At 68.1% G+C, this 11,569-nt stretch carries 9 protein-coding genes; 8 read left to right on the top strand and 1 reads right to left on the bottom strand.

Features of this window, described 5'->3' with window-relative positions; translation table 11 throughout:
* Positions 1-11: 11 nt before the first annotated feature.
* Positions 12-1,370, bottom strand: a complete 1,359-nt coding sequence (locus ACIP4X_RS13255) for a cytochrome P450 (RefSeq protein WP_391454834.1) — start codon at positions 1,368-1,370, stop codon at positions 12-14.
* 378 nt (positions 1,371-1,748) lie between these two features.
* Between ACIP4X_RS13255 and ACIP4X_RS13250 the strand changes: the two genes are divergently transcribed.
* The 8 genes from ACIP4X_RS13250 (at position 1,749) to ACIP4X_RS13215 (ending at position 11,177) form a co-directional block, all read left to right on the top strand.
* Entirely contained in the window at positions 1,749-2,786 is a 1,038-nt protein-coding gene (locus ACIP4X_RS13250) for a polyprenyl synthetase family protein (protein WP_358731435.1), read from the top strand.
* A 168-nt stretch (positions 2,787-2,954) separates the two neighbouring features.
* Positions 2,955-4,109, top strand: coding sequence for a cytochrome P450 (locus tag ACIP4X_RS13245; protein WP_391454833.1), 1,155 nt, complete (start codon positions 2,955-2,957; stop codon positions 4,107-4,109).
* A 10-nt stretch (positions 4,110-4,119) separates the two neighbouring features.
* A complete protein-coding gene (locus ACIP4X_RS13240) occupies positions 4,120-5,016 on the top strand; it encodes a UbiA family prenyltransferase (protein ID WP_391454832.1) in 897 nt (298 codons plus the stop codon).
* 14 nt (positions 5,017-5,030) lie between these two features.
* The gene (locus ACIP4X_RS13235) at positions 5,031-5,861 is read left to right on the top strand and encodes an arylamine N-acetyltransferase (RefSeq protein WP_358731432.1); all 831 of its coding nucleotides are present in this window, start codon (positions 5,031-5,033) and stop codon (positions 5,859-5,861) included.
* Positions 5,861-7,963 carry an aminodeoxychorismate synthase component I gene (pabB, locus tag ACIP4X_RS13230; protein WP_391454831.1) on the top strand — a complete coding sequence of 701 codons (2,103 nt, stop codon included), beginning with the start codon at positions 5,861-5,863 and terminating at the stop codon, positions 7,961-7,963. The genes ACIP4X_RS13235 and pabB overlap by 1 nt, the downstream gene beginning before the upstream one ends.
* A 20-nt stretch (positions 7,964-7,983) precedes the next feature.
* The gene (locus tag ACIP4X_RS13225) at positions 7,984-8,799 is read left to right on the top strand and encodes an aminotransferase class IV (protein WP_391454830.1); all 816 of its coding nucleotides are present in this window, start codon (positions 7,984-7,986) and stop codon (positions 8,797-8,799) included.
* 13 nt (positions 8,800-8,812) lie between these two features.
* Positions 8,813-9,766, top strand: a complete 954-nt coding sequence (locus ACIP4X_RS13220) for a diiron oxygenase (protein ID WP_391454829.1) — start codon at positions 8,813-8,815, stop codon at positions 9,764-9,766.
* A 19-nt stretch (positions 9,767-9,785) separates the two neighbouring features.
* On the top strand, positions 9,786-11,177 hold the full coding sequence (locus tag ACIP4X_RS13215) for a class II 3-deoxy-7-phosphoheptulonate synthase (RefSeq protein ID WP_401348224.1): 1,392 nt from the start codon (positions 9,786-9,788) through the stop codon (positions 11,175-11,177).
* Positions 11,178-11,569 lie beyond the last annotated feature (392 nt).

Raw genomic sequence — 11,569 nt, 5'->3', positions numbered from 1 at the left:
GATGCCCGTCCTCACTGCCGTACCCGCAACTCGGTCAACGCCCGAAGCGGAAACACCGGCCGGTGATGCGGCGGCCGCCCTGGCGCCAGAGTCAGTCCCGGCATCCCGGTGGCGAGGGCCTCTACCGCGATCTCCAGTTCCGCGCGGGCGAATCCGGCTCCGAGGCAGAAATGGATGCCGTGCCCGAACGCGAGATGCGTTGCGGATTGGCTGTTCGGACTGAACGCGGCCGGACATGCGTGAGCGCGACTGTCCCGGCCGGCCGCCCCGTACAGCAGAAGTAGCCGGCTCCCCGCGGCCAGGTGGACGTCACCGACCACCACGTCACGGACCGCGGTCCGGTACATGCCCGCCAGCGGGCTGTCGAACCGCAACCCCTCCTCGACGAGGTCCCGTGTGGCGACTGTTCCGTCGACGACCTCGGCCCAGCCGCCGGGTGACCGGAGCTGCTGGTAGAGGATCGTGCCGAGCGCCTCGGCGCAGGTCATGTGTCCCGCGAAGATCAGTGTGGGGACCTGGACGGAAACCTCGTCGGCGGTGAGCGTGCGGCCCGCCTTGCCGTCGTGGAGCAGCTCACTGATCAGGTCGTCCTGCGGTGACGCCAACCGCTCCTGCACGAGTGAACGGGCGAACGCTCCGAAGTCCATCAGCCCGCGGGCGTATTCACGCAGCTGTTCAGGATCGGCGTTGCGCTGCGACATCATGAGTTCGATGCGTTGCTCGGACCAGGTGCGGCAGCGGTCGACGTACTCGTCCGGGACCCCGAGGCGCCGGCAGATCACCTCGAGGGCGTACGGAACGGCGAACGCCGAGATGAAATCGAACTCCGTCAAGTCCGCGGTGCGTTCGACGAGATCGGTGGCGATCGCACGGATCGTGGGTTCGAACGCCCTGACCCTGGCCGGCGTGAACCCGGCGTTGAGCACTTCCCTGACCCTGGCGTGCTCGGGCGGGTCGAGTGAGCCGACGGCCACCGCGTCGGCGCCGCGCCAGGTGCGGAACATCCGACTCACGTCCTCGGGCAGAGCGACCGCGGGACGAGGGTTGTGGTCACGCGCCGAGAAGCTTCGGTCGTCCCGCAGCACCGCGATCATGTCCTCGCGTCGGGTGACGCACCACGCGTCTAGCAGAGGGGCGTAGAAGACCGGCTCCGCATCTCCGACGTCGGCCAGAAAGGAATACGGGTCGTCGCGATGTGCGCCATACGGGTCGAACGACCTGTCTTCATGTAATTGAGCAGAACCAACTGACATAGCCATTCCGTCTCTCAAGCTTTCAGTAAACCATTCCCGGTAATGATCAGTGACGTTGTGTGATACTGCTCGGCAGTCGCGGGTGATCCGGCGGGCTTCCTGGTGCACCTTGGCCACCAGGGGGCAGGTCGCGTCGAGCGCCGAACAGGGCATCCGCGCCGTCGGTGGAAACCGAGTCCTTCACCGGAAGGGTAGTCTAATCCAGGTCTTACGCCGTCTTCTTTGGGGTTTTTCCTAAAGTCGAAGATGCTCCCGCCGCATCGTTGACACGGCGGGAGGGGTCGTTCAGGATGGCGGCTGGAACGATCACGAAAATTCCGGTGCATCACTCCAGTTCAGATTGCGCGTAGACGCGGGAGCAACTGCCTATCGACAGTTCACCGGGATTTACGCAGCACATCCAGCACAGTGATTTTCGGTGGTGCAATTCGCGAACCCCATGCGCGCAGGTTCTGACCAGGAATTGGAAAGGCGCGCGACCGGAGGAGAATCCCGATGAGCGCACTCGACACCTCGTCGACCGGGCTCCAGGCCTTCCTGTCGCCGAGGATGGTGCAGTCCACGGTATTGCCCGTTGTGCGGCAGCAGGTTTCCGCACTGGAGCCGACCCTGGCCCGGATCTGCTCCTACCACCTCGGCTTCGTCGGCGAACACGGTGACCCCAGCAGTGCGGAGGGCGGCAAGCTGACCCGCGCCGCCCTCATGATGGCGGCGGCCGATGGAGTCGGCCTGCGGCCGGAGGACGTGCGATGCCAGGCGGCGGCACTGGAGTTGCTGCACAACTCGACGCTGATCCACGACGACATCATCGACGCGGACGAGCTGCGTCGCGGCCGCCCCGCCGCGTGGAAGGTGTTCGGCGCCGGTCCGGCCATCCTGGCCGGGGACGCGTTGCAGGCTCTTGCGCTGCGGATGGTCGTCGACGACCCCGGCCCCGGCCGTGCGGAAATCTCCAGCGTGTTCGCCGAAGCCCTCGGTCTGGTTCTCGCGGGCCAGGCCCGCGAGCTCACCGTCCGGCTGGGTTCGGACACCGGCATCGCGGAGTACGACCGGATCGTGGAGGAGAAGACGTCCGCGCTGCTGGAGTGCGCACTGGTGACGCCCGCGCTGCGGGCGGGTGGACCGGAGTACGTCCTGGCTGCCCTGCGCGGCGCAGGCAGGCATCTGGGCCTCGCTTTCCAGATCTTCAACGATGTCGAGGACATCTGGGGCGACCCCGCAGTGACCGGCAAGCCCGTCCGGAGCGACATCCTGCGGCGCAACCCGAGTTTCCCGGTGCTGGCGGCCCTGTCCGTCGACAGCCCGGCCGGCGAACGACTGCGCCGGCTGTGGCACTCCGACGGCACCACGGCAGCGCACCTGCAGGAGATGGCCGACCTCGTCGAGGAATCCGGCGGTCGGCACACGGCCGAGCGACTGTCCCGCAGCCATCTGGACTCGGCTCTGGAGCACCTCGGACGAGCGGAGCTGTCGCCGGCCGCGTCCACCGAACTGATCGCCTTGTTCGACCGCATCGTCAATCGCACGCCATGACCCACAACTCCCGACAGGGACGGCATCTGGATCGGATCACATGATCACGGCTGGCACCCACGACGGCCCGGCCCCGCCCGTCAGGCGCGGCGAGTTCGGGCACTGGGAGCAGACCCACCATCCGAACCTAGATTCCGGCGGAGGCCGTCAGTGAGTACCCCAGCTCAATTGCCTTTCGAGCAGACGAACGTGCTGCAACTCGCGCCAAGGCTGCGCACACTCCAGTCCCAGGGCCCGGTCCATCGGGTTCGTACCGCCGAGGGCGACGAGGCGTGGCTGGTCACCGGTCATGCCCAGGTGGCGCGGTTGCTCGACGACGACCGGCTCGGCCGCTCGAATCCCGATCCGGAGGCCGCGGCGAAGGACGGCGGGTCGGCGCTTCTCGCCGGCCTGCTGGGCGACTTCGCCACCGACCACGCTCGGTTGCGTGCGCTGCTGGAGCCGCACTTCTCGCCCGAGCGGATGCTGGCGCTGCGGCCCTACGTCGAAAAACTGACCGGGCGGCTCCTGGACGGACTGGCCGGGCAGAAGCCGCCGGTGGACCTGCGCCAGGCGCTGGCACTGCCGCTGCCGATTCGGGTGATGTGCGAGTGGTTGGGCGTGCCCCAGGAGGACAAGGACCGGTTCGGCAGCTGGACCCAGGACGCCGCCAACGTCGGGGACCCGGTCAGGTCCAAGCAGGGACTGGGCGAGTTGTTCGGCTACTGCAGGCAACTCGTCGCGGACAAGCGGCGGAATCCGGGCGATGACGTGATCTCCAGGATCTGCGCGACCGAGGGGATCAACGACAACGAGGTCCTCGGGCTGACGGCGTTGCTGCTGTTCGGTGGCTATGAGACCACGGTGGCCCGGATCGGCACCTGTGTGTCGCTGTTGTTGGCCGACCCCGAGCAGTGGCAGGCGTTGCTCGACGACCCGGGCCTCGTCCCCGGAGCGGTCGAGGAAACCCTGCGGATGTCGATGCCGAACCCGCACAACGGCGGCATGCCCCGTTATGCGCTGACGGACTTCGAGATCGACGGAGTCACCATCCGGACCGGCGACTTCGTGCTGCTGAACATCATCGCGGCCAACCACGACGAGACGGTCTTCGCCGACCCCGGCCGGATCGATGTCGCTCGCGACACCACGGGCAGCCTCGTGTTCGGGCGCGGCGCGTACTCCTGCGTCGGCGCGATGCTGGCCCGGATGCAGCTGCAGGTGGTGCTCACCCAGCTCGTCGCGCGCTTCCCCACCATGCGTCTGGCTGTCGGGGTGGAGGAGCTGGGGCTGCGCCACAACACGCTGATCGGCGGGTTGATCCAACTTCCGGTGACATGGTGATCAGATCCTGATGCTGCACAAGATATCTACAGACGTAGTCGCGAAGAGTCCGGATTCGGCCCGCGCGTATCTCCTGTTGATGCGACTGGACAGGCCTACGGGGTACGTGCTCTACCTGCTTCCAGGGCTGTGGGCCGTCATCCTCGCCTCCGGGCAACGACCGGACCTGCCGGCGGTGGTGGTTGTCGCAATCGCCGCGGTGCTGGTGCGCGGCGCGGCCTGCGCGGTCAACGATGTGGTCGACAGGGACGTCGACGCCCGAGTCGCCCGCACCGTGACCCGTCCTGTCGCGTCGGGGGCGATCAGCGTCGGGAACGCACTCCTGTTCGCCACCGCACAGGCCGTGGTCGCACTGCTGGTCCTGGCGGTGGCGAACGTGGAGACAGCCCTGGTCGCCGGGGCCTCGTATCCGTTGATCGTCGCGTACCCCTTCATGAAGCGCATCTTCTTCTGGCCCTCGGCGTTCCTGGCGCTGGTGATGAGCGTCTATGTGCTGATCGGCTGGACGGCGGTGACCGGGAGCTTCCACTACCCGCTCGCGGTGTACGGCCTGTACGCCTGCGGGGCCTTCTGGACCCTGATTCACGACGCGATCTACTCCCATCAGGACAAGGAGTACGACCGGAACATCGGTGTCAGGTCCTCCGCTCTGCTGTTCGGCAAGGCCACCAAGGCGTGGCTGGCGATGTTCGTCGCGATCAGCGTCGCCGGCGTGCTGTGGGCCGGCTCCCGGACGTCGATGGGGTGGGCGTTCTACCTGATCGTCGTGCTCGCGGGGATCTTCTTGTCCTATCTGCTCGCACGCGTGGACCTTGATGATCCGAAATCGTGCTGGGACGCCTTCGTCGCCAACACCTACTTCGGCTGGATCATTCTCGCGGCCGTGATCGCCGGGCAGTTCACATGAAGGATGAGCTACGGGTGACAGATTCGATGTGGCAGGGCAGCGGCGTCGACCTGGACGCCTACCTGACCCGCGTGGGCTACGAGGGCGACGTGGCTCCGGACCTCTCCACACTGCGCGGCCTGCACGCCGCCCATGTCGACGCGATCGCCTTCGACAACCTCGACGCGGTGCTCGGGCGCACGGCGGTGCCGCTGGACCTGGACAGCGTCCAGGAGAAGATCGTGCGACAGGGCCGCGGCGGCTGGTGCCTGGAACAGGTCGTCCTGGTGGCGGCAGTGCTGGACCGGATCGGCTTCACGTTCTCTGCGTTCGCGGGCAGAACACGGATCCGCACCGGGAACAAATTCGGTCCCGCACTCCACGTCGCCCTGTGCGTGCAGCTCGACGACGAACGCTGGCTCTTCGACGTGAGTTTCGGTGCGTACGGGCCGCACGTCCCCATCCGCCTCGCCGAGAACTCGCGGCTGGACGGCGATTGGCCCTTCGACCTGGTGCGGGAACCGAATGGTGAACACGTACTGCGGTTCCTGCGACCCGAGGGCCCGGCAGAGCTCTACGGTTTCACCACGGACGTGCGCTATCCGTCGGACTTCGAGCTCCTCAACCATTTCTGCCTGACTCACCCGCGCTCGCCGTTCAACCACCGGATGGTCCTGCAGCGCACACAGCCCGAAGTGAGGCACCTCCTCGCCGGCAGCACTCTCACGGAAATACGTCCCGCGGAGCCGGCGACCTTCCGGGAACTCGACAAGGACGAGATGCTCTCCGCTCCCGAGGAGATCTTCGGGATCACCTTGGCACCGGGTGACGTCCAGGCGCTCCGGAAAATCTTGGACGGTCCGTGATGCGTACCTTGCTACTGGACAACTACGACTCGTACACCTTCAACCTGTACCAGTTGATCGCCGAAATCAACGGCCAGGAGCCCGTCGTCATGGTCAACGACGATCCGATGTTGTCCAGCCTGCGGCTGGAGGACTTCGACAACATCGTCGTCTCACCCGGCCCCGGACGGCCGCAGAACCCCCGCGACGTCGGCCTCGTCAGCGACCTGCTGCGCCGCACCACGCTGCCCGTGCTGGGCGTCTGCCTCGGCCATCAGATGATCGCGCACCTGGCCGGAGCGTCGGTGGTCGCCGCGCCCGAACCGAAACATGGGCACCTCGCCAAGGTTTCCCACGACGGAGATCCGCTGTTCGCCGGCATTCCGCGTGAATTCGTCGCGGTCCGCTACCACTCGCTGTGCGTGCAGGAGCCTCTGCCCGAGGAACTCGTCGCCACCGCGTGGGCGGACGACGGTGTGCTCATGGCGCTGCGTCACCGCGATCTGCCGCAGTGGGGCGTGCAGTTCCACCCCGAGTCGATCGCTTCTCAGCACGGGCGTGAGATCCTGCAGAACTTCGCCGAACTGACCCGCCGGACGCAGCACGGACAACGGCCGTCCGTCACCGACACCACCGCCGTCACCGCACGGTCCGACGACACGCCCGGCGCGGTCGAAGGACTGGGAATCATCAGCACGGTCGTGTCGACCGCTGCCGATTCCGAGGCCGTCTTTCTCAAGTTCTTCGACAACATCCCGTACTGCTTCTGGCTGGACAGCAGCCGGGTGGAGAAAGGCCTGTCCCGGTTCTCGTTCCTCGGCGACACGTCAGGTCCGCTCAGCGAGGTCCTGACCTACCGCACCGGCAGCGGGACAGTGGAAGTGCGCGATGCGAACGGCGTCCGCCTCGTCACCGGCAACCTGTTCGACATCCTCGAGCAGCGGCTGTGTGAACGGCGCATCCCCGACTCGGACCTGCCGTTCGACCTGACCGGCGGCTACGTCGGCTACTTCGGCTACGAACTCAAGGCCGAATGCGGGGCCACGGCCCGCCACACCGCCGAAACGCCGGACGCCGTCTGGATGTTCGCCGATCGTGTCATCGCGGTCGACCACCAGGAGGGACTGACCTACCTGGTGGCCGTCCACGACGAGAAGACCCGGCGCGACGCGCGGGAGTGGGTGGAACGTACGTCCGCACTCCTGATGGGCCTGAGCCCGACCGCCGCCGAGCCGCCCCGCGAACCTGCCGCCGGCCCGCCCCCGAATGCCGAGGAGTACCTCGGCCGCGGCCGGAGCCAGTACCTGGCGGACATCACGGAGAGCCGACGGCAACTGAACCGGGGCGAGAGCTACGAGATCTGCCTGACCAACACATTGCACATGCCGTTCCACGACGACGACACGTCCTTCTACCTGAGGCTGCGCCGGGCGAATCCGGCACCGTACGCCGCGCTCCTGCGCCTCGGCGACGTCACGGTCTTCAGCTCCTCGCCGGAGCGGTTCCTGCGCATCGAGAGAGACCGCACGGTCACCAGCAAGCCGATCAAGGGCACAGCGCCCCGCGACGCCGACCCGGTGCGCGACGCCGAACTGGCCGCCACCCTCGCCTCCAGCGCCAAGACCCAGGCCGAGAACCTGATGATCGTCGACCTGTTGCGCAACGACCTGGGCCGGGTGTGTGAGGTGGGCAGCATCGAGGTCGACCCGTACCTGGCCGTCGAGAGCTACGAGACCGTGCACCAACTGGTCTCCACTGTTCGTGGACGGCTCAATGACGGGGTCAGCGCGATGGACTGCGTCCGGCAGTGCTTCCCGGGCGGGTCGATGACCGGGGCGCCGAAGCTGCGCACCATGGAGATCATCGACCGCTTGGAGACGGAGGCCCGGGGTGTCTACTCCGGCGCCCTCGGCTACTTCGGCCTCTCCGGCGGCACGGACCTGAACATCGTGATCCGCACCGCGGTCCGCGTCGGTGACCGGTTGACCATCGGAGCCGGCGGGGCGATCGTGCTCGACTCCGACCCGCATGAAGAGTACGAGGAAATGCTCCTCAAGGCGGCGGCGTCGCTCCGCGCCTGGCGTGCGCCGACGGTGTCGGACGTGGGCGGCTCCGCACGATGAACACAGCGATGAACACAGCGATGAACACAGCGAGGGACCAGGGCGTCCGCCGGTGGTGGGACGCCGATGGCGGATGGTTGACGGCCGACGCCGCCGGGACGGTGCGGGTCATCGACTCCTGGCTCGTGGACGAGGGGCGGGTGCGGGGACTCGACCGGCACGCCGAGCGCTTCGGAACGGCCTGCGACCAGCTCTCCGGACCGGGAGCGGAACAGACGAACCGGTTCATGCGGGCGGTCGCCGAGTCGCTGCCCGCGCGAGGCCGATGGTTTCCTCGCGTCGAACTCGTGGAGATCGGGTCGGAAACGCGGCTGCGGATGTGGCTGCGCCCCGCGCCGCCACGCACCGCGACCGTCCGGTTGTGGACCGCGGCGGGACCCGACCGCCGGCGAGTGCCGGCCGTCAAGGGCGCCGACCTGGACCACCTGGTTTCCCTGCGCGCTGCCGCGGCTGCGGCGGGAGCCGACGAGGCGCTGTTGGTCTCGCCGGAGGGGCACGTGCTCGAAGGGGCGTCCACGAGCATCGTCTGGTGGCGGGGCGACACGCTGTGCGGGCCACCACCCGGCCCCGGCCTGCTTTCCGGGGTCACCCGCGCCCTGCTCGGTGAGCTCGCCGATACGGCGGGGCACCAGGTCGTCACCGAACAGGCCACCGCGCCGGATCTCGCCGACGTACCCGTCTGGACGCTGAACGCCCTGCACGGCATCCGGCCGGTCACCGAGGGGCTGGGCCGGTTCCAGGACACGGACGCCGCAGCGGCCGAGCGCTGGCAGTCGCGCCTGGCTGCGCTCGCCGTTGCGGTCGGCGCCTCCCCGATTCCCGTGGAGAACCCATGAAGGAGGTCTCCCGATGACCGCGGCACGCGAAGAGCCCGAGTACGAGCGCGACTTGCTGGTGCAGCTGACGCGACGCTGGGGGAAGCGAGTGGCCGTCAAGAAGGACGAGCTCGACCTCGACGGTCACTTCGACACGGCGATGCCGGACTTCCCCGAACACCTCGTCCCGGTGCTGGGACTTCCGGGTGCCGACCGGCTCGACCGGGACGCTCGCGAGCGCATCCTGTCCGCGGCGTGGATCGCCTACAACGCCAAGACCGCGGCCATCGAGATCGAGATCATCCTGCCGGCCTGCCGGTTGATGCTCCAGGAACGGATCCCCGTCCGCCGCGACGACGTCGCCGTCGACGCGCTGCACCAGACGATCATCGATGAGCACTACCACATCCTGATGTGCCACAACGCCGTCGGCGTCACCCGCAGGCGGCGCGACCTGACGGACGTGCGGTTCGCGCCGGGCGTCTGGTCGGTCGTCCAGGAACTGGAGGCGACCCGCGCCGGGCTGTCCGGGTTCGACCGCGACATCGTCGACATCGCGTTCTCCCTGGCCGCCGAGACGACGATCAGCGGGTTCCTCTCCGCACTCGCCACCGCCCAGGAGATCCAGCCGATGAACCGGATCACCACCGATCTGCACCGGCGGGACGAGAGCGGACACGCGGTGGTGTTCCGCGAGTTGTGCGGCTCGCTCTACCGGAACCTGGACGGCGCACTGCAGCGGACGTTCCGCGAAGCGCTCGTCACCGGGCTGACCGCGTTCCGTTCCGCGGACCTGGACCCCTGGGTGACCGTGGCGGCCCAGGGCGGCTTCGAGATCGACACCGGTCAGCTGAGCGAGTGGGCCGCGTCCCGTCCCGTGCCCGCGCGGGACACCGGACCGTTGCAGTTGCTGCTCGACGACCTGGGCATCAGCCACGATCTCGTCGAGATGGTCCACCGCCGACCGCCCCGCGCCGTAGAGCCATGAGAAGCGGACGGAGATCCCGTTGACCCTCACCGGCGAAGCCTCCGCGCACTGGCGGACACTCGTCGCCCATCAGCGGCCGGAGTGGCCCAGCCCGGCCGAGCTCGGCGACGTGACGGAACGCCTGGCAGCCCTGCCCCCGTTGGTCACGCCACAGGAGTGCGACACGCTCGCCGCGCAACTCGCCAAGGCGGCAGAGGGCAAGGCGTTCCTGCTGCAGGGTGGCGACTGCGCCGAACGTTTCGACCTCCTCTCGACGCGGGCGATTCACGGCAAACTGCGCCTCCTGCAGCAGATGGCCGTGATCCTGACGTACGCGTCGGCGGTGCCGGTGGTCAAGGTGGGCCGGATGGCCGGGCAGTACGCGAAGCCCCGATCCCGGCCGACCGAGACCGTCGACGGGCGCACCCTGCCGGTCTACCGGGGCGACGCGGTGAACGGCATCGGCTTCAGCCAGGCCGAACGACGGCCGGACCCGGCCCGGCTGCTTCGGATGTACGACGCTTCGCGCAAAACCCTGGACGTCATGCGCGCATTCGCCCGCGGCGGCACCGACCTGCGCCAACTGCACAAGGAGAACCAGGACTTCGTCTCACGCTCGCCCGCCGGTGAACGCTACGGCGAACTCGCCGGTCGAATCGACCGGGCACTGTCCTTCAGGGACGCGTGCGGCGACGGTCCGTTGCACACCACGGAGTTGTTCGCCAGCCACGAGGGACTGCTGCTCGACTACGAGGCCGCGCTGACCCGCCACGACCCGCGTTCCGGCCGAAGGTATGCGGGCAGCGGCCACATGCTGTGGATCGGTGACCGCACCAGACAGCTCGACGGCGCCCACGTCGCCTACTTCGCGAGCATCGACAACCCGATCGCGGTGAAGCTGGGCCCTGCCACCACGCCCGCGCAGGCGCTGGCCCTGATCGACCGCCTCGACCCCGACCGGCGGCCGGGCCGGCTGACGTTCATCGTGCGCATGGGGGCACACCGCGTGCGGTACCTGCTCCCGGAGCTAGTGGAGAAGGTCACGGCTTCCGGCGCGCCGGTGGTGTGGGTGTGCGATCCGATGCACGGCAACACCTTCGAGGCGCCCAGCGGGCACAAGACCAGGCGGTTCGACGACATCCTCGCCGAGGTCGCCGGCTTCTTCGAGGTGCACCAGGCGCTCGGCACCCACGCCGGCGGACTGCACGTGGAGCTGACCGGCGAGGACGTGACCGAGTGCGTCGGCGGCAGCGCCGATCTGGGTTTCGACGACCTGCACCGCAGATACGAGTCGGCATGCGACCCACGCCTCAACGGAGACCAGGCACTTGACCTGGCCTTCCTGGTAGCCGAGCTGTTCAACGCGAGAGTAACCGGCGTTGCTGCGCCGGACGCAGCGGCGAATACCGCGGCCCGGGGCGCAAGCGCCTAGACGAAGCCGAGCTTCTTCGGGGAGTACGACACCAGGAGGTTCTTCGTCTGCTGGTGGTACAGCGGTCGCACCGATCCTGACCATCGAAAACGGCAGTTGGTGCGGCTTCTGCGGCCTCCAACGGATCCTGGATGGCCTCGAGACTCGCATCCCTCCACGTCTGACACCGCCCTGTGCCCGGCCATGATCGGCCGGACTCGACCTGGTCTAGTACTGCAACGGTGCTTGCCCTGACTGCTGACCAGGTCAGGGGCTGTGTCCGCGGCGTTTGTAGTGGCTGGTGCGGGCCCGGTGTTGTCGTCGTCGGCGCCAGGTCGACCAGTGCAGGATGTGCTCGACGGGTGTGGGGCGGCGGTCGGTGACCGGACCCGGCCAGTAGCCTGACCGCCCGC

Source organism: Streptomyces sp. NPDC088817, from assembly GCF_044750345.1.
Taxonomy (GTDB): Bacteria; Actinomycetota; Actinomycetes; order Streptomycetales; family Streptomycetaceae; genus Streptomyces.
This window is presented reverse-complemented; position numbering and strand designations above follow the sequence as displayed.

What these genes read in the sequence shown, in the direction of transcription:
- ACIP4X_RS13250 (WP_358731435.1), top strand. Translation starts at nt 1,749, where the DNA reads ATGAGCGCACTCGACACCTCGTCGACCGGGCTCCAGGCCTTCCTGTCG.
- ACIP4X_RS13240 (WP_391454832.1), top strand. Translation starts at nt 4,120, where the DNA reads ATGCTGCACAAGATATCTACAGACGTAGTCGCGAAGAGTCCGGATTCG.
- pabB (WP_391454831.1), top strand. Translation starts at nt 5,861, where the DNA reads ATGCGTACCTTGCTACTGGACAACTACGACTCGTACACCTTCAACCTG.
- ACIP4X_RS13225 (WP_391454830.1), top strand. Translation starts at nt 7,984, where the DNA reads ATGAACACAGCGAGGGACCAGGGCGTCCGCCGGTGGTGGGACGCCGAT.
- ACIP4X_RS13220 (WP_391454829.1), top strand. Translation starts at nt 8,813, where the DNA reads ATGACCGCGGCACGCGAAGAGCCCGAGTACGAGCGCGACTTGCTGGTG.